Origin of the sequence: Treponema bryantii NK4A124 (assembly GCF_000421345.1) — a bacterium.
Classification (GTDB): domain Bacteria; phylum Spirochaetota; class Spirochaetia; order Treponematales; family Treponemataceae; genus Treponema_D; species Treponema_D bryantii_B.
Window position 1 is genome coordinate 35,731 of sequence record NZ_ATWV01000016.1, and the last position, 19,945, is coordinate 55,675.

Genomic DNA, 19,945 nt, shown 5'->3' on the forward strand with positions numbered 1-19,945 from the left:
GTTAGAATGTTTGGAAGAAAAATAAAAATACTGTTGTTAGCAGTTTTGTTCATCTTCTTCTCAGGTAGTCTTTTTGCCCTGGAAGAATATGTAAGCGAAGTTTACAAACAGATAGACTCCTGCTTTTCTGCAAAAGATGAGAATAAGTTGAATAGTGTACTTTCGAAAAATGTAAACGATAAGTATTACTATTTAATGGAAAACTACACGCAGAAAAAAATCAGACGTCTGATTGTAAATAACGATTATGATTTTGCCATGGCTGCAACACTTGTTATTATTGAGAATAATCTTGATAATGAAGAAGCAGTTGAAATGTATTCTGTGATTTCTGATGCCTACGAAATTCAGCGCAAGCATGAGCTTGAAGTTGAACAGCAGAGACAGTATGAGCTTGCAAGAATACAGATGGAAAAAGAAAAGCAGAGAGGCAATGTTGAAAAAGAATATGTTGCTGCAAGTAAAACTTCCGGTGGTTCAGTTTATGTTTCTGGAAAAGAAACAAAACTTACAAGTACAAACTGGAAACTTAATCTTGGAATTGTTGACCTTGCTTTCCTGATGGATAATGCATCTGAAATACAGTCTCTGCATTACGGTGTTTCCTTAGATTTTGATTATGAATATGTAATGGAAAATAAAAATGTGCTTGGAGCAGAAGCCTTTGTCGGAGGACAATTCCTTACAATTCCGCTTTCAGAGGATGAAGGTAAAATTGTTCCGCTCCTTGTAGACCTTGAAGCAGCAGTAAAATATGCAATTGCAAATATTTCAAAAAATCTGTTTATTAGAGTTGGATTTAATGCTATTATAACAGGTAAATCTGAAACGGCACCACTGACTGCAGGCGTTCTTGATAACTTTTACTCTCCTTTTATTGGAGTTAAGTTTGCGAATGTTGCAATTGGTCCTGCTAAATTAGAAATAGGAGCAGACTGGCTGGCCGGACATTTGTTCTACCCGGATGTAACAGCGGCAGCAGGAGTTGCAATGAATATTGCGATTCCATTTGCCGAATTGGAAAAAGTTAAGTTAAATTTTAATATAGGAGTTAGAGATAAGTTCTTCCTTAAGGAAGAGGGCTTTGAAAACCGAGCCAGCTTAATTGTAGCTATTGGAGTGGAAAATGTTGTTAGATAAACTTAAACGAATTGTAATCGTATTATTAGTGACGTGCTTCACCGCACAGGTATTTGCGGCAACAACAGATCTTACGCAGCGCTTCCTTGATAAAGCAAACGAGGCATATGACGATGGAAATGTTGAAGATGCTTACAAGTATGTAAATCAGGCTCTTGCAGTTGCTAAGGATGAATCTTCACAGGCGAATGTTCTTTTCTTTGCGCAGAACGTTTACAAACAGAAACTTCTGAACCTTCAGAAGAAATATGATGATATGGCACTTATCGATATCAAGATGAATCTCGAGAAGTATCCTAATATTGAAAATACTACTATTAAAAAGCTTGTAAAACAGATTGAACAGGATCAGGAAAATAAAGAAAAGGCTGCCCAGAAGGCAGAAACTGCTGCTCAGCGTAAAGTAGAGCAGGAGCGCTTTGAAGCCCAGCAGGAATCTATGGAAGCACAGGCTAAGGCTATGAAAGATCAGGCCGAAGCAATGCAGAAGCAGGCTGAAGCAACAAAGCAGGGGCAGGAAGATTTTAAGAATGCCCTTGAATCTGGCCTTAAGGATATGGGAAATACCTTTACAGATGCCTTCTCTGAATCTGCTAAAGAAACAAAAAGATCTACCCGTGTAATTGCAATCTCAATTATCGCAATTGCCGTTATTATTGTTCTTCTTGTTCTTTTGATTATGGTAATCATTAAGAAAGCTGCAAAGGCAAACCAGTACCAGCAGGAACAGTATGCACAGGCTTTCAAAATGCTTGCTGCAAACCAGAATCAGACAAACCGCCTTATGCTTGGTGGAATTACAGACATATATGGTGGAAATGCTTCTCTTAGAATTGCAGGTTCTTCTACCTGGGCTCCTGCAGCAGCACTTCCTGATGTTACTTTCTCAGAAGAAGACGAAGAAGAACTTAAACAGCTTGCCGTTAAGTGTGAAGAAATCGGCCAGCAGATTGATAATGTAACAGGTCGTAAAAATAACTCTAAGAACGTATCTGAACTTGTATATAAGCTCTCTATTCAGCTTGGACTTCCACAGGGAATGGCAATGCTCAACTTCTGTGCAGGTATGATTTACGATGCGGGCTTCCTTGCAATTGATCCTGATCTTCTTGTAGCAACTCAGCTTACAGAAGAAGAAAAACAGGCAATGAAAGAGCATGTTAATCTTGCAGAAAAACATCTTGAATTTGTTCCAAAGAAATACTGGAGCGTATTTGAAGATGCAGCTACAAAGCATCATGAAAATATTGATGGTACAGGTTATCCTCATGGACTCAAGGGTGACGAGATTCCACAGATTGCACGTCTTATCCGTGTAGCAGAATCTTATGTTTCACTTTCAAGTAAGCGAAGCTACCGTGGTGCAATGGATAAGGAAACTGCCGTTAATACACTTAAAGAACAGCCTGGTTTCTACGACCAGGAAGTAGTAGATGCTCTTGATAAGATTGTGTAAGCCGTCATGCTGAACTTGTATTAAATATTTATCAATATTTTGCCGATAAAGAGAGTATGAAAAAGTCAATTTTTGTACTCTCTTTCTTTTTTTTAACAGCGCTTGCTTTTGCAGATGAAGTTAAGCCACTTTACCGTCTTCCCGAAAAAAATCCTGTAAGCTCACAGGAAGGTGAAAACGAAACAGATATATTTCTCGTAGGTTCTGATAACGGACTTTTCCGTGTTACCAATAGAAATTCCGCAATTCCGGTTTGGACAGAAGGCCGCGTAGACCAGCTTTTACGCATAAACAATGGCTGGCTCATGCGCACCCAGAAGGGAATTTTTTATTCTGCCGACCTTAAGACTTTTGAAGAACGCGATACAGGACTCCCTTTTCTTACAATCAAAACCTTTAAGGAGGGAGAGAAAACACTTTCCCTGCAGATTCAGGAGCTTAAAGACCTGAGCGTAAATCCGCTTAATCATAATGAAGTTGTTACTGCAACTAAAGACAGCGTATATTTCAGCCGTGACGGAGGCCTTACCTGGAAGGACCTTGGTTCAATGAGTAAAAACTCGCCGGGCATAAAGGCAGTAGCCGTTGCAAGTCTGGAAGATCAGCCTATTGTCTTTATGGCACATCCTATTTTCGGGCTTTCTTATATTCTGCCGGACAAGCCAAAACCAAGCTGGACAGATATAGATGCAGGCTTTGAAAAAATGCCGTCCCTTACATCACCTGATGAAATTGCAGACATTCTTCCCGTTTTACGCACAAATGCAGACGGCTCGCAATATACAGAAATCTATATTTCGCAGACTTATATGCCTCGAATTTACCGCCTGAACTGGCAGGAGAAACAGGCAGAACTGATTTACACAGGCTCAGAGCCTACAGATGTAACAGACGGACTTACAACAATTGACAATGTTCTTCTTTATACAAAGCTCGAAGGCTTTGGAGCCATAGACCTGGATTCTTTGCAGAGCCCTGGAACTCCAAGTCAGGAGCGGGACTGGCACGAAGCCTTTTCTGCAGTACCGGGTATGATTAACACCGCCTGGATTCCTCAGTCTCGCAGCGGCTTTGCCCGCGGACTTCAGCTCAACGAACTCTGGCTCCTTTACCCAGGCACAGTAAATTCTCCATATGCCGAAATTGCAAACGGCCGCAAGAGTATTTATGCTTCTGCCTACCAGTGCAGCTTCCCGGACGGTGTTGCAAAATTTAAAAAGATTATTAAAGATCGCAACATGAATTCCATGGTAATTGATATGAAGGATGATTACGGCTACCTTCGTTACGATTCGCATGACCCTCTGGTTCTGGAAAAGTGTTCGACTTCGGGCTATGCAATAAAAGACCTTGATAAGTTTATTAAGGAATTCAAGGACGAAGGAATTTATCTTATTGCCCGCATTGTTACTTTTAAGGACCGTTCTCTTTCGAAATATCAGAATGGAAAATACGCGGTGTGGGACAAAAAGCTTAATAAGCCATGGCTTGGAATTAAGGGCTATGATGATGTTCTTGATGAAAATGAACAGCCAACAGGAAATAAAGAAACCACTTATTACGATGAGCAGTGGGTAGACCCTTATTCCGAAGAGGTCTGGGAGTACAACGTTGCAATTGCAAAGGAGCTCGTTGCCCGTGGTTTTGACGAAATTCAGTTTGACTATATCCGCTTTCCAACCGACGGTTTGAACCTTTACAATGCACAGTACCGCTGGCAGGACAAGGGAATGGACAAGGAATCTGCTTTGATTTCCTTCCTCTCTTATGCACGCGCAAATATTCAGGCCCCGATTGGAATTGATATTTATGGTGCAAACGGCTGGTACCGCTCTGGAACCCGTACAGGCCAGGATGCAGAAATGCTTGCAGAGTATGTTGATGTAATTGGCCCTATGTTCTATCCGAGTCACTTTGAGCAGACCTTCCTGAACTATGCTCCGGTTGCAGACAGAACTTACAGAATTTATTATTACGGTTCTTTCCGTAACACTGTGCTCTGCCGTAACCGTGCAATTATCCGTCCGTGGGTTCAGTCTTTCTATCTGAATGTCAGTTACGACCGACTTTATTATGATTCTGATTATATTAAAAAGCAGTTCTTTGGAGTAAGAGACTCTCTGGACCGCGGTTATATGTGCTGGAATAATTCGGGTGATTATGGAACCACACCTCCTGATGTTGAAGCAACAGAAGCCTTTATAGGAACAACCGCAGAAGCAAGCAGAGAATTCCGTAAACCTGCAATTGGTGATACAATGAAACCGCTTTTTGTAGATTCTGATGTTTCTGTACTCGACAGCATTTTGTATCCTTATCGCGAAGAAGAAACAACAGTATTCCGTCCTTTCCTTAAGGTTATGCCTTAAGTGGTGATGGGGTCTGCAGAGAGACAAAAGCTCGCAAGGGGCCCCAGAAGGACAGATTATGACACCAAATCAATACACACCAGAAGAACCAATTTCCTCAATTGCAACAGCGCTGGCACCAGCCGCGCTGGGTATTGTCCGCGTTTCGGGCAAGGGCTGCATTGAGCTTGTGAGTAAGGTTTTTAGCCGGCCGAAGGCATTATTGGAAGCGGCAGGAAACACTCTGGTTTACGGCTGGATTCAGGCTCCGGTGGTTGAGTGCCCGCAAAGCGGGTGTATCGAAACCACCAAAATCGACGAAGTAATGCTGGCCGTTTACCGCGCACCTAAAAGCTTTACCGGTGAAGACATGGTGGAGATTTTCTGCCACGGCGGCCCTGCTGTTGTAATGGCTGTGCAGAACCTTATGCTTAAAAGCGGCTTTAGACAGGCTAATCGTGGAGAGTATACCTTCCGCGCTTTTATAAATGGAAAGACGGACCTTACGAAGGCCGAGGCTGTAAAAGAAATTATTGATTCCCACACTGATGTTTCGCGCTCGCATGCAGCGGGTCGTCTTGCCGGCGGCTTGTTCGAAGAAATAGACTCAATTAAAAAGCTGATTATAGATACTCTCGCTGCCATTGAGGTGGAGATTGAATACCCGGAAGACGAGGAAACTATTGCAGACTCCTTTGACCGCAGCGACATAGAACTTGCAGCGAGCAGGCTTCAGGCCCTGGTAGATTCCTGGCGTGGCGAAAAACTCTATCAGGATGGTGCGAGGGTTGTATTGGCGGGACGCACTAATGCGGGAAAGTCTTCTTTGTTTAACGCTATTTTGAAGGAAGAACGGGCCATTGTTAGTGACATTGAAGGAACTACCCGAGACTGGCTGGAAAGCTGGGCCAGCATTAACGGAATTCCTGTACGGCTTTTTGATACTGCAGGTTTGCGCCAGACAAGTGATGTAATTGAAGCACAGGGTGTTGAAATAAGCCGCAGCCTTGTTCACGATGCCGACGTGGTTTTGTATCTTGTTGATGGAACTCAGGGAATGAATGAAGAGGACCAGCAGTTTATTGATAATTGTAAAGAACCGCTGATTGTGGTGTACACTAAGAGTGATAAAGGCGGGGTCTTAGGGGATAAGCAGCTTTGCTGCGACCCCCTAGGAGAAGGGGTAGCGAGCAACGAAGTGCGAGCGAGGGGAAGGCTTTCCCCTCCTGCCTGCAAAATCTCTTCAAAAACCGGCGCCGGCCTTTCGGACCTCTTTGCAAAAATCTACGGACTCCTCACGGCAGACCTTGGCGGCAGCGGCGCAGGCAGCACAACAGAGCGGGCACAGGCTGGTCTGGGCTCGGCACGTCAGAAGGAAGCGGTAAGCGAAGCTCTGGAATGCGTGCGCCACGCCCTGGTAAGTGCCGACGACAACTATTCACTGGACGCAGTGGTACAGGACCTGGAAGACGCGCTGGACTCGCTTGGCGAAGTAACCGGTGACGTAACCCCGGATGATGTACTTGGAAGTATTTTTGCTAACTTCTGTGTAGGAAAGTAAGCAAAAAAAGTAACTGCGTTGCGAAAACGTTGTTTTTTCATTACAATCAGAATACTAAATTGGAAAAGGAGACCTCTATGTGCGGCATTGTCGGCTACGTTGGAAATAAAAATGCGACTTCGGTTTTGATTCGGGCGCTTAAAAAACTGGAATATCGCGGATATGATTCTGCGGGAATTGCGGTTTATACAGGGGAAGAAATTGTTGTTCAGAAAGTAAAGGGAATGCTCAAAAATCTTTCTGAGAGAATTACCGGAGAAGTGATTCCTGAAGGACTTAAGGGCAAGGAATATTCTGATTACGAAAATAAGCTTGCTCTTAAGACTGATGATTTTATTAAGGGCAACATTGGAATCGGCCATACCCGCTGGGCTACTCACGGTGAGCCAAGTGATTTGAACAGCCATCCTCACACAAACATGGACGGCACAATCTCTATCGTTCATAACGGTATCATCGAAAACTATGCTGAGCTCAAGGCTAAGCTGCAGGCTCAGGGTGTTGTATTTAAATCTCAGACGGATACTGAAGTTGTTGTTCATCTTCTCGACCAGAAGTATAAGGCAAGCGGCGATATCTTTAAGGCTGTAATTGAGACTCTGCACGTGCTCGAAGGTTCTTATGCCCTCGGCGTAATCTGCAAAAACTATCCGGACCGTATTATTGCTGCCCGCAAGGAAAGTCCTCTTATCGTTGGTCTTGGAAAGGGTGAAAACTTTATTGCTTCTGATGTTCCTGCTATTCTTGAGCACACACGTGATGTTTATTATCTTGGTGAGCGAGAGCTTGCTGTTTTGTATAACGACCATGTTGATCTCTTTAACTTTGAAGGTGAGAAAATCATTAAAGAGCCTAGTCATGTTGAATGGGATATGGATGCAGCAACTAAGGGTGGTTACGAGCACTTTATGATTAAGGAAATCCATGAGCAGCCTAAGGGCCTTACTGATACTATGCGCCCTCGTATTGTAAAGGATGCTTCTGGTAAGCCGGTTGATGTTTTCTTTGAAGAGAACAAGATGGATGATGCCTGGAAGACTGCTGACCGCGTTGTAATTACTGCCTGCGGTACTGCTTATCATGCGGGCGTTGTTGCTAAATATGCTTTTGAAAAGATTGCCCGTATGAAGGTTGATGTTGATGTTGCTTCTGAGTTCCGTTACCGCGACCCGATTCTGGACAAAAAAGATATCTTTATTGTAATTTCTCAGTCCGGTGAAACTGCCGACACTCTGAGCGCCCTTCGCCTTGCTAAGGAAAACGGCCTTAAGGTTGTTGCAATTACTAACTGCGTTGGTTCAACTGTAAGCCGTGAGGCAGATGATGTTATTTACACTCTGGCTGGCCCTGAAATTGCAGTTGCATCTACTAAGGCTTATACAACCCAGCTTTTGTGTCTTTATCTGCTTGCCATTAAGGCTGGTAAGCTGCGCGGTACTTTATCTGATGAAGAGGCAACAAAGCTTTTGACTGAGCTTGAAGGTATTCCTGCAAAGATTCAGCAGATTCTTGATGGAAAAGAAGTTATTCAGAAATTTGCAGCACAGCAGTTCAATAAGGATAAGATTTTCTATATCGGACGTCAGTTTGATTCGGCTACTTCTCTGGAAAGTGCCCTTAAGCTGAAAGAGGTAAGCTACATGCATTCCGAAGCTTTTGCTGCCGGAGAACTTAAGCATGGTCCTATTGCTTTGATTGACCCTCAGACTCTGGTTGTGGCAATTGCAAGTCAGCCTGCTCTCTACGACAAAATCGGTTCAAACATGGTTGAGGTAAAGAGCCGAGGGGCAACAGTGCTTGTTATTACCCAGGATGAAAAGGCTTTTGAAGGCAAAACTGATGAAGTATTCAAGATCCCGGAGTGCTCAGATACTCTCGCATCAATCCTGACAGTAATCCCGGCCCAGCTTTTTGCATATTACTGTGCCGTACAGCGCGGCTTTGACCCGGATAAGCCAAGAAATCTTGCTAAGTCGGTAACTGTAGAATAAAACAAAAAACCAGTCGCTGTGCGACTGGTTTTTTTATCGTTACGAAACTATCTGGGCCATCTTGGACTTGAACTAAATCTATACAATTCACAGCGAATAATTATCCTTAGTTACTGTAGTTTAGAACGTTTCTAGCTCTTAATCAACAGTAATTATCGTTAATTTGTGGCTTTACTTTTCACTTTACATTGGGAATTTTAAAGCACTTAACATTTTGCTTAACATTTTTGTAAGCTGCTAAGTGCCGGAGGGCATTAAAAAAGGATTTATAACTCAAATGAATTATAAATCCTGAAAGATGGGCCATGTCGGACTTGAACCAAAATGACCAATCTATTTACAAATATTAAGCGTTATTTATTGTATATTAGCTTGTATTTTGGAGTTAATCAACGGTATTTATAGATATTTATAGGCTTAACAAATTAATTAACATCTGGCACTTAACATTTTGCTTAACATTTTTTTAAACATGTAAAATGCTGCGGGTATTAAAAAAGGATTTACAAAAAAAATTGTAAATCCTTAAAAAATGGGCCATCAAAGACTTGAACTTTGGACCAAAGGATTATGAGTCCTCTGCTCTAACCACTGAGCTAATGGCCCGAAAATGATGTAAACTAATATATCATAAATCGGGGCTTGTGACAATATAGCCTGATTTTCTTAAATATATGAATTAATTATTTTTGCGTTTTTTTAATTTCTTCTTCTCGCTTTAATCTGTAATTCTCTTTTTTAGTTTCAATATAATCGTTGATAAATTGCTGTTCTTCTTTTTCAAGGGTACTATAACCTGTTAAAAATTTTGAATACATTTTTGCGCGCTCATAAAGCTGTGGATCAAAGTCATCTTTGTTATAGTGATTTCCACTTAAAAGATACTGCAATGATACATCTAATTTATCAGCAATTCGCGGAAGAACATCTTCTGGTAGATTCGCTTTTCCACAAACCCAGTTGGAAATGATTTCATACTCAACAATATCAGCTAAATATTTTTTATATAGAGTTTGTATGTCAGAACATGTATCATCATAATCTTGTATAAGATATTTATGTATTCTATCAAATATACTTCTACGACTGTATGGATTATTTGTAGTATTATCTACATTTGCATTTTCATATTGTTCACCATAAACAAGCCAGTCGAGAGAAACATTCATAAATTGTGCAACCTTAGCTACTAATTCAACAGAAGGTATAACATTTTTTGATTTCCAGGTACCAATAGTTGAGTTAGGAATATCTGTTAATGAACAGAATTGCCGTCGGCTAAGCCCTTTTTCTTTGAGGTAATTATCTAAAATTTCTACAAATTCAATGCCATCTCGCATAATTTTCTTGACAGATTAGAAGACTAATACTATATTATTTATATGTTCGTTATAACGAATGGTATTAAATATCACTTAGCGTTATTACGGACATACCAATAATTATCATGCCTGTTAGGTCGTGATTATTAGTTAATGCTTGTTTAATTATTATAACACAAAACTGCGAGTTTTGTAATATCCCAACATTACTCGCAGGAAAGGAGGCCAAATGTCTAATGTTGACCTGGACGTCAAAGTTCTTATGGTTCAGCAAGAAAGAGAAGCTCGTGATATACAGGAGCTTAAGGAGAGTATTAGTAAAATACTCTCAGCTTTAGTGGATCGCAATGAAATTCCAGAATGGTTAACGCTCGAACAGGCAGTAAAATTGAAAGGAGGAAGTGCGCTTAACACGGTCAAGAATAATATCTGGCTTAGACCAGGTGCAATTAACCCTCAGCTCCATCGTTATTGTGGAGGCCGTTTGGTTTATAACCGCGACGAAGTTGTACTTCCATGGCTGCGAGTCACAGATGAGAATTTACGCGATTACTTAACCCACACGTGCGGAATCTCTAGTATTCCAGCTGAACTGGAAGCAAAATTGCGAAAAGCAGAAATGCGAATTGGAGTAGAAAATGCTTGAAAAAACAGAAAAGTCCTTATGCTGCAACATAAGGACTTTAGATAATGATAATTTTAGAAATTGCGTTAAAACTTATCATCAAGTAAATTATATCACTAATAAATTTCTTTTTCCACATAAAAAAAATTGTGATTCTTGCTGATGGTATTTCACTTAGGAGGAATCATGAACAATACAAAAGATGACAACGAGAAAGATGTTAAGCTCATCAACAAATCCAGAATGCAGAATGATTTTCTTGTTGTCGCAAATAAAGGTTTTATCAGAGATACGCGGCTTTCACTCAAGGAAAAAGGAATTCTGACTCTGTTATTGACGAATAACGCTGACTGGGTAATTCATCTCAGCGAAGTGGTCCACCATTCTAGCGACGGTATTACATCCCTCGCTTCGGGCTTTAAAAGACTCATCGATCTGAAATATATGAAAAAAGAGATCACGAGAAATGATAAGGGCCACTTCAAGGGGACTACATATTACATATATGACAGACCTTATGATGGTTCAGAGATTATTTTTTATTCTAGACCTGACCAGAAAAAGTCTACAGAAGAAGAACTGAATTCTGATAATCCAGAGCAGGAAACCCCGAATGCGGAAATTCCAGTTTCGGATAGTCCGAATTGCGAACCTCCAGATGCCGATTGTCCGAAAACCGCGAATGGCATTATAACTAATATTAATTTTAAAGAAAAAGAATCTAAACAAACTAACCTTGAGCATCCTGCCTCAGAAGAAGTTGAAGAAGTTAGTGTGTCAGAAATTATTAAATCATTAAAAGAATTATTCGATGGAAAATATCCGTTTCCTGATAATTTTGACAAAGATGTTTTAGCTTTAATTCGTGAGTCTAACATTGATGATGACAATAGAGAATCTTACTTACGGTATGTTTTTGAGAGGGCAAAACAGGAAAAAGTTAAAAAATCGTTTGTAGGATTATATTACACAATGGCATTGTCTGATTCTGTTGTTACTGATTTCAAGAATTCTAATTTTATAAACAAAAATGCTGAAAAAAAGAATGAGCCTGTTATTGAATATATAACTTGCCCTATCTGTGGTTCGCAGGTCGCGAAATACGGCAATGAATGTCCTACATGTCGCACTGAGGTACGAGTGCTCCAGGATCATGAGTCTGATGAATTTATTGTTGCTAGAAAAGTATGGAGCATGTCCCCTGAAAAGAAAGACGCTTTTGAGCAGGCTCGTTCAGATTACGAGATATCTGTTAAAGCAAAAACTGGCAGAACATTTGTGACGTCTGGAGAATATCATGAATTCTGGAGGGATTATGGATTGTTGAATCAGGAGGTAACAAATGAATAAATTCAAAAATACTTTGAACGTTGTTAAAGAGCATACTGCAAAAATTATAAAGAGTGCAGAGACTCTCGCTAATGCAAAAAAGACAGATGAAGTTGTTCTTCTGCCATTATCATTAATAAATCGGACTACAGAACCATTCGTGTCTCTGAATCCTGTTGACGAAGCTCAGCGTTTGCGTCTTGAAGATTCAATCAAGAAAGTCGGACTTCTGAAAAGTAATCCAGTAATCATCTGGCGTCGCAAGAATGGTAAAAAGACAGATCTTGTACTCATTGAAGGATTCTCGAGATGTGCCGTTGCAAAGAAATTAGGTATCGCTAATGTATATTGTATTATTAAAGAATTTAAGGATGCTGAAGAAGCAGAAGAAGCTGCTAGATTCAATGAATACGCTAGACGGCATGATGATGCAAAGTCCCTGTACCAGCAGTTTGAGAAATTGAATTTAGTAGAGTTAAAAAAAGAACCTGGTCGTCTTAACGAAGTTGTCGCAAAACAGCTAGGAATATCTGCCCATAATGCTCATAAGCTCCTTCAGATAAATGCCAAGGCCTCTGATGAAGTAAAGACTGCATTACGTGATGGAACTATCTCTACAGCAAGCGCATTCCAATCTGTTGCTAAAGAGAAAAAATATTCGCCAAAAGATAAGGCATTCATACAGGGGGTTGAATTCTGTCTTAAGCATATCAAAGAAAAAAAATCTCCCGACGAAATTATCAAAATGGCCAATGATTCTATTAATAAGGCGGTAATGAAATGAATATAAATAAAGAAAATATCTGTGAGTTAGTTTATAACTCTATTAATCAATCATTAAGACATGGGGAACGAAGTTTTGATTATTCTCATTCGAAGATATCAACAATCGTAGATGAATTGTTTTTTGTTTTGGGTCAACAATTGAAAAATCAAAATTCAGTAGAAATCAGAGGATTCGGGCGATTTTCAATTGAAGAATCAAAAGTTAAAAAAGGTAGAAACTTTAAGACAGGAGAATCAATTCTCATTCCTTCTAAGAAAAGAATTAGATTTAAGCCTTCTCCAGCATTATATGAACCGATTACACAAAAAATCATATGCGAAAATGAATTAAACTGTCCATCAAGGATTTCAACAATCATTAAAAAAGATCAACTGCCTATAAGAATCTGCAGGTACTATTACCGATGTCCTTCGAGGACTCCTGATTTATTTCAGAATGATCCGAAGTTCTCAAAATATGCAAGAGTATTAAATGTAACAACAGGAGAACTCGTAAGAGCAAAGAAGATTAACTCAGAAAAAGTTCAAATGTTAGGAAAACCTCTGGTGATAATCTACTGCGAAACGAAGCCCGAATGTCAGAAGATTAAGTTTCCTCATTATTTTATAATAACTTTTGAAAAAGATTTAGTTTGCCCAAATTTTAATTCTGGTCCTTCGGAGGTATCGTTTAATAATCAGTTAAAAAAATGCTATGTTCGTAATTCATATCTCGATTACGAATTTAATATTCATCAGCCTGTTTTCAAAAATGATGAAGTCTTAAAAATCTTGTTGAATGCACGATTTTAATTATTTCAAAAATAATAGCAGCAGCAGTTGTTACAGCAGTTCTTAAATCTAGATAATTCTTTTTTTTCACCACCAGTGAATGACATTATCAATGATACTGTTTGTCCTAGCTGGATGGTGTCAAAAAAAATAAAAACTCCACTTCGTATTTTCTTCCATTTGATAGTTTTTACAGTATTAGTCTTTATATATTACTGGTGAAAAAATGTTTCATGAATGAAACGCATTAAAACATGCTTAGTTCTCCCCTAAAAAAATGAGAAAAACTATATTTACGACAAAATATATAGAAGAAAATCAAATAACTTAAGTATCTCAATATGAGGAAGTTAGGCAAATAATAGAAAAATAAGGGGTGGTAAGTCCTTCATATAGAGAAACATAATTCAAAAAAGATAGAAAAATCTACCACGAAAAGAAAAAGTGATGCCAATATAATACGCACAGAGAGAACGACTTAGCGGCATTGTGTATCATATTCTTTATCTTGCCTAAGGAAATAATTAATATACCAGGTGTCTTTATAAAGTTTGAATATAACTCTGTTTACAGAGTTATTCCTGGTATTTTTTTTCTCTCGAAGATTGAATGTTTCATGCATGAAACAAAAATTTCCTGCTTTCAAAAAAGTTTCAGCCATAGTCTTCTGAACTGTGTTATAATAAAAATACATTCAGTAGCATGTGGTAAATATATGAAAAAACTTGATGATATTATTAATGAGTATGCTTTTGAAAAAATGACGAATAATGGGTTGCTATTAATTCCACTTCCTACTGGCGCAGGCAAAAGTTATACAGTTTTTGAATTTATACATAAGACACTTACTCAATCTGATAGAAAAGATAAAATCATTTTTGTTACAACCTTAAAGAAAAATCTCCAGTTAGATTCATTGAAAGAAAGATTTTCTGAAAACGAAATGGAAATCTTTAACAGCAAAGTTTTGATTATGAAATCATATCTTGATTGCGTTTTAGATAAACTTTTGACAATAGATGTGCCAGCTCCTATGTCTGAAACAAGGGAATATAAATATCTAAAACAAGCTGTAGAATTTTGTAAGAAGTTTGAAGATAGTAGAGATTTTCAGATACAAGATAATGTTCAAGAGAAGAAAAAAGAAATTGGAGAAACATACGAAAGAAACTTTCGTCGGAAAATTAAGGCTCTTCTTGAAACTGAAATAAAAGCAAAATATGCCAAAAATGTGAGTTATAAATATAGATTAGATTTTGTGAAATCGTCAGAACGATGGTCTTGGATATTAGAGCTATATCCACAGATTCTTACAAAAGAGAAACAAGTCTTTATGATGAGTATGGATAAATTTCTCTTACGTAATGATCCAATCATTGATAAAAAATATTATATTTACAAAGAACTTGCAAAGGATGCAATTGTTTTCATAGATGAGTTTGATGCAACAAAAGATACCATATTAGATAGATTAATTGAAAATGCTACAAAAGGCAGAATAGATTATGTATCTGCCTATAAGCTTATTTATGATCGATTGCTTCAAGATGATTTTCCAACAGATATGACGGTACCATCTCAAAAACAATTAGAATCTAAAAACAAAGGTTTTGGTGAAGATAAAATAAATGCTGTAATTCCTGGTTGGAAAAAACGTGCTCAAGAAATCTATGACAGATTTAATATGAAATACATCTTTAAGAATTCTGATACAGAGGTTTTTGGTTCAGCATTTTTGTTTCAAGATGTTCATAGTATGGCCGTCACAAATCAAGTTGATCAACATCATATAGCATTTAAGTTTAATGAAGAAAAACGAATTAATGAAATTCTATATACAAAGGCAAAAGAAAAGAATAAGGAATTGAAAGATTTTATGTACATGATAAAAGATGTACGAGGCTTTCTTAAATATTTTTGTGGTGGCGTTCAGATTCTTGGAATCAATTTAATGCAGTATAAACAGGAAAATGGTCAGGACGATTTTTCGTATGAAGAAGGTATAACATCTATTCTTGATGTTTTCTTTCCTGGAGAAAATTATAGCAGAATAAAAAAATACTTTATTGATCAAATCCTTTTATATAGAAAAAATAAAGAAGAAACAAAAAAACAATTTTTTGATGCGTCTTTCATAGAAAATGGTTTCTCGTATTATGCAATCGAAGATGATAATACGCACACATTACGTTCTTCAATCATAATGACATCCCTTGAGTCTACACCTGAAAAGATCCTTCTTGAATTAAGTCAAAATGCAAGAGTCTTTGGAATATCAGCGACAGCTAATTACAATTCTTTGATTGGTAATTATGCATTATATAATTATTTAATTCCAAAATTAAAAGATAGATATTACGAACTCACAGAAGATGAGGATCAAATTCTAAAAGAGCAATTTGAACAGTCAATTTCAAAATATAATGAAATAAATATAAGAATAAAACAAATCACTACTAGAGATATATACAGTGAAGATTCATGGGCTGAAGTTTTCGCATCCGAAGAAAAACAAAAGGCTGCATATAATATGGTTTCTCAAACCGTATCTTATAGTGATAAAAATGATTATTTTAAAAATCGATATTTAAGAATTATGAAAGCTTTTGGAGTATTCAATACTGCAAAGGACATAAAATCTATGTTATGCCTTCTAACAAAATTCCCAGATAGTAAAAACGAATTAAATAAGGATCTTCTATATAAATTATTTGATTTGGGACTTGGTGCAGAAAAATCTAAAGATATGGTTGTTATCTTAAGAAGTGGCCCGAATTATGAAAAAGATAAAGAGAATCTGTTAAATAGACTTGCAGCAGGCGAGAAAATATTTGTCATTTCAACATATCAAACAATAGGTGCTGGACAAAACTTACAATATTCTATTCCTGAGAAGTTTAGAAAAAATGTAATTTGTATTAATGGACGAACTGAATCTTCTGAAAAAGATTTTGATGCAATATATTTAGACAGACCAACAAATCTTATTTCTCTTCTTTCAGAATCAAGTGATGATTCCGACTTTACAAAATACATAGCTCAGGTTGAGTATTTAAAAGATGCTGGAGAAATTAATAGAGCTGAATGTCGTAAATTTATACGAGACGCTTTTAATCATTACTTCTTTAATGGTAAACAAATAAACTTCAGATCTTCTGATATTCCAAGTTATTCAACCTATGCAACTAAAGTTATTGTTCAAGCTATTGGAAGAATCTGTCGTACAAACATGAAAAATAAGAATGTATATATTTGTTATGATTCTGCTATCAATGACATGATTGATATTGATACTTGTAGAATGAATAAGCTTAATCCTGAGTTTGAGAAACTCTTGAATGAAGTAATAAGGAAGCCCCGAATAACTGATAAGGAAGAATTGTATAAAAATAGAGCAGAAACAATTAGTGATAATATGCATTCACGTATTATTACCTATGTATCTAGAGGTAGAAATGGATGGGATGATATTTCAATGGATGAATGGCAGAGAATACGAAAATTTGTCCTACAGCATCCTACTTTATCAAAAGAAGAATATGTTATGTGTGATGAATTGTTTAAGCCTTTATACATTGAACTTCCTAAGAGATCAAATAAGCTCTGGTTTAAGCGAGAAAAAGATTATCGGAAAATTGAAGTTTCATTTACTCAACAAAAGAATTTTGAATGTGTCTCAGATGATTCTGCAAATTTAAACGCATTGCTGCGACTAAATGGAATAGAACAGTTATTTGATGTTAATGGATTCAAAAAAGAATTTGAAATAAATGACTATATTATCTGTCCTCCTGTATTTACAAACATTTATAAAGGTGCTCTTGGTGAATATGCAGGACGAGAATTATTACAACAGTTTGATATAGAACTTGAGGAAATACATGAGAATCAATTTTTCGAGTTGTTCGATTATAAAGTAAAAAATAAGCCTGTATATGTTGACTTCAAATATTGGAATGAGTATTCAGCATTTATTCCCCGAGAACAAGATCTTTTACCTCATATCTATGAAAAGCTTAATAAGTGTAATGGCAAAACTGCACTTATAATTAATATCTTTACGGAAGGAAAATATTATATTAATGATAGAAAACAGGATGGAATAACGGTTTCTGAAATTGCATGTTTATACGACAAAAATACATCAATGTTAAATAAAACTAATTTCGATAAAGTAATGAATTTGATTGAGAGGAACTGATAATTGGCAAAGGTATTTATAAATAAAATTGACCTAACAAAAAGTAAAATTGATTATGATAAAATCAATTCCATTTATGATTTTTATTTGATTGAGAATAAGAGCCTGAATTTTAAGATAAGTGCAAAAATATTGGACGAACCAACACTAACACCGGATGTTTTAGCTATTCAATTTACCTCTGGCAATAGTTTTATTGTTATGTTGAAAAAAAATATTTTAAATGAAAGTCGAATCGTTAATATAATAAATGCTTATAATCAGGAAAATAATGATTCACTCTGCAAGAAAAAATTAAGCGTTCCTTTTTCAGATTATCCACATTCATTATTACAAATATTATTTAATGCTCTAGCAAAACAGTATGAATCAATTAGTAACATAACTGGAAAATTGTTTTATTTTTCAGAGAAAAAAGCAAATCAGGTATATGGTTTAGAATTAAAGATTGATTATTCATATTCGATAAGTCTTGCATCCAAGACATTTACAAAAAATAAAGAAGAGAAAAAGAATCAATCGTATAAGAAGTTATTTGTTTTAGAGCCGAATAATACTTTACGAATAAAAACAGATAATGATAAGACCTCTGAACTTTATTCCTTGTTTCAATTTAAGAATACGAAGCATTCCATTAGTTTTGCAAACACAAAGACCCCATCACTATATTCATCATCAAAAACTGGTATTCTTCAAAAACTTGTTAAAGAATTTAATAAAGAATATTCTGGTATATCGGAACTTGTTTTATTACAGGAAGATGATTGGAATAAACTTGATGTTCAGAGTTCTAATGCACAGAAAAGAGATCATCTGAGGCATCTAAAAGAAATTCTGAAAGGACGAACAATACGCATTATTGATAAAGTTGGAGATAAGGAAACTTTTGAGTTCGCTAATGAATTGAAATTGGCTATTGAGAATATTTTCTTAAACAAGAAATATTTTTTGAAAGATCAAAACACGGTTGATTTCTCAATAACGATAACTGATACAACATGTAATAACGATTTTAATCTTATTATTATTCGAGAAAAAAAATATTACGAAATCCATAAAGAAGAACATGATCTCCATGAAGTTTCTAATTCAGTAGCGATACAAAATATTACCTTTGAGTCTTTCCCTAGAGATAAGATTACTAAACTTCCGAGTGAAGCAGCTTGTATAGTTCTGCTAAATGAGTTGATTGTTAAGAAGGATTTGATTTGTAACAATCCTGTAAGACAAATATCGATATTTAATTGGAAGAAGATGGCCTACAAAAATAAATGGACATTTTGTGTTTGTGATACAGAAGAGATAAAAGAATCTGAAGATAAAACAATAAATGTGGATCATTATTATTTTATGACAATTAATCCTGATGGTTCTTTCTTAATCGGAGAAAAGACAAGAGATATGTTTAATCAAAAGGAGTATCAGAAGATACAAGATATCTTCCAACTAAACAATATGACTTTGGAACGTCATAATCGATATGATGAAAAATATAAAGCCCTGGTAATAAACGAAAGTGGAGATATTAACATAATTCAAGATACTCCTAATATCATGCTTCCAAATATAGAATTAATATCAGAAGATATTAAAAAAGAAAAACTGAGCCGTAGTTTAGAATCATTAGAAAAATACTATGCTGGCTGCTTAGATGTTTATTATAAAAAGGATACTGCAAATAATTGCGAGTATTATTCTTCTGGACAAATAGGTGCTGGAATGCAAAATGTCATTGAACGTGCAGCTCATATCCGAAAGGTCATTCCTTATGAATCTAATGTTTTATTCTTTAAGGAACTACTAGAATTAATGAATGTAACTTTTATTAGGAATGGACAACTAACTGTGATGCCTTTTCCTATAAAATATTTGAGAGAGTATATTCAGATGCAAAAAAGTCTTAATCCCTAATAAGAAACAATCATCAAGGATTAAAACTTCTTCTAAAGATAGTCCTGCCGTAGATTTGAAGCTTGAAGGCGTACATAATGGGGTAAAAACTCACCAGAAAATACATTTTGTTAGAACATGAGGATCAAAATGATTATTCACTGTATAATAGAAAAAAAGCGTATCCGTCAAATCTAACCTTATTTAGCTAGTTCCATCCATTCGCCGCGGAACTGGAAGGGTGTAATTTCGATGTTCCATGGCAGGAGTTTTTTCCAGTCTTCTTCGGTTTCAGCATATGGTGCTTTTTCAAACAGACAACGCAGATAATCTTCCGGAGCTTTGCCGTTGAACTTTGCAGTTTCAATCAGAGAGAAAAGGAAGCATGAACTTTCGGCTCCCTTGCCGCTGCCAGAAAACAAGAAATTCTTTCTTGCCATTACAAACGGTTTTATAGCACGCTCAGCGGCATTTGTATCAGGTGTAACAAAACTGTAGTTGAGGAACTTCACAAGATTATCCCAG

At 36.7% G+C, this 19,945-nt stretch carries 13 protein-coding genes and 1 tRNA gene; 11 read left to right on the plus strand and 3 right to left on the minus strand.

The window, feature by feature from the left end; all coding sequences use genetic code 11:
- The first annotated feature begins 6 nt into the window (after nucleotides 1-6).
- The 5 genes from G626_RS0113405 to glmS all read left to right on the plus strand — a co-directional run bounded on the left by G626_RS0113405 (nucleotide 7) and on the right by glmS (nucleotide 8,496).
- Nucleotides 7-1,140 carry a hypothetical protein gene (locus G626_RS0113405; protein WP_022933303.1) on the plus strand — a complete coding sequence of 378 codons (1,134 nt, stop codon included), beginning with the start codon at nucleotides 7-9 and terminating at the stop codon, nucleotides 1,138-1,140.
- On the plus strand, nucleotides 1,127-2,596 hold the full coding sequence (locus G626_RS0113410) for an HD domain-containing phosphohydrolase (protein ID WP_022933304.1): 1,470 nt from the start codon (nucleotides 1,127-1,129) through the stop codon (nucleotides 2,594-2,596). Before G626_RS0113405 ends, G626_RS0113410 begins: the two co-directional genes overlap by 14 nt.
- 56 nt (nucleotides 2,597-2,652) lie before the next feature.
- Nucleotides 2,653-4,965, plus strand: a complete 2,313-nt coding sequence (locus G626_RS16780; protein ID WP_022933305.1) for a putative glycoside hydrolase — start codon at nucleotides 2,653-2,655, stop codon at nucleotides 4,963-4,965.
- A 58-nt stretch (nucleotides 4,966-5,023) separates the two neighbouring features.
- Nucleotides 5,024-6,505 carry a tRNA uridine-5-carboxymethylaminomethyl(34) synthesis GTPase MnmE gene (gene mnmE / locus G626_RS0113420; protein ID WP_022933306.1) on the plus strand — a complete coding sequence of 494 codons (1,482 nt, stop codon included), beginning with the start codon at nucleotides 5,024-5,026 and terminating at the stop codon, nucleotides 6,503-6,505.
- A 77-nt stretch (nucleotides 6,506-6,582) separates the two neighbouring features.
- Nucleotides 6,583-8,496, plus strand: a complete 1,914-nt coding sequence (gene glmS, locus G626_RS0113425) for a glutamine--fructose-6-phosphate transaminase (isomerizing) (protein ID WP_022933307.1) — start codon at nucleotides 6,583-6,585, stop codon at nucleotides 8,494-8,496.
- Nucleotides 8,497-9,029: 533 nt separating this feature from the next.
- Here glmS and G626_RS0113430 read toward each other — a convergent pair.
- A tRNA-Ile gene (locus tag G626_RS0113430) sits at nucleotides 9,030-9,102 on the minus strand.
- Between the two features lie 77 nt (nucleotides 9,103-9,179).
- The gene (locus G626_RS0113435; RefSeq protein ID WP_022933308.1) at nucleotides 9,180-9,836 is read right to left on the minus strand and encodes a helix-turn-helix domain-containing protein; all 657 of its coding nucleotides are present in this window, start codon (nucleotides 9,834-9,836) and stop codon (nucleotides 9,180-9,182) included.
- A 211-nt stretch (nucleotides 9,837-10,047) separates the two neighbouring features.
- Between G626_RS0113435 and G626_RS0113440 the strand changes: the two genes are divergently transcribed.
- The 6 genes from G626_RS0113440 (at nucleotide 10,048) to G626_RS0113465 (ending at nucleotide 19,441) form a co-directional block, all read left to right on the plus strand.
- Complete coding sequence (locus tag G626_RS0113440; RefSeq protein WP_022933309.1) at nucleotides 10,048-10,464, plus strand: hypothetical protein; 417 nt, start codon at nucleotides 10,048-10,050, stop codon at nucleotides 10,462-10,464.
- A gap of 165 nt (nucleotides 10,465-10,629) precedes the next feature.
- On the plus strand, nucleotides 10,630-11,793 hold the full coding sequence (locus tag G626_RS17720) for a hypothetical protein (RefSeq protein WP_022933310.1): 1,164 nt from the start codon (nucleotides 10,630-10,632) through the stop codon (nucleotides 11,791-11,793).
- Entirely contained in the window at nucleotides 11,786-12,556 is a 771-nt protein-coding gene (locus tag G626_RS0113450) for a ParB N-terminal domain-containing protein (protein WP_022933311.1), read from the plus strand. Before G626_RS17720 ends, G626_RS0113450 begins: the two co-directional genes overlap by 8 nt.
- A complete protein-coding gene (locus tag G626_RS17725; protein WP_022933312.1) occupies nucleotides 12,553-13,350 on the plus strand; it encodes an HU family DNA-binding protein in 798 nt (265 codons plus the stop codon). Before G626_RS0113450 ends, G626_RS17725 begins: the two co-directional genes overlap by 4 nt.
- Nucleotides 13,351-14,044: 694 nt before the next feature.
- Complete coding sequence (locus G626_RS0113460; RefSeq protein WP_022933314.1) at nucleotides 14,045-17,530, plus strand: hypothetical protein; 3,486 nt, start codon at nucleotides 14,045-14,047, stop codon at nucleotides 17,528-17,530.
- 3 nt (nucleotides 17,531-17,533) lie between these two features.
- A complete protein-coding gene (locus G626_RS0113465) occupies nucleotides 17,534-19,441 on the plus strand; it encodes a hypothetical protein (RefSeq protein WP_022933315.1) in 1,908 nt (635 codons plus the stop codon).
- 179 nt (nucleotides 19,442-19,620) lie between these two features.
- On the opposite strand, the gene G626_RS0113470 is transcribed toward G626_RS0113465, so the two are convergent.
- The coding region (locus G626_RS0113470; RefSeq protein WP_022933316.1) for an IS66 family transposase at nucleotides 19,621-19,945 on the minus strand (325 nt) is incomplete at its 5' end.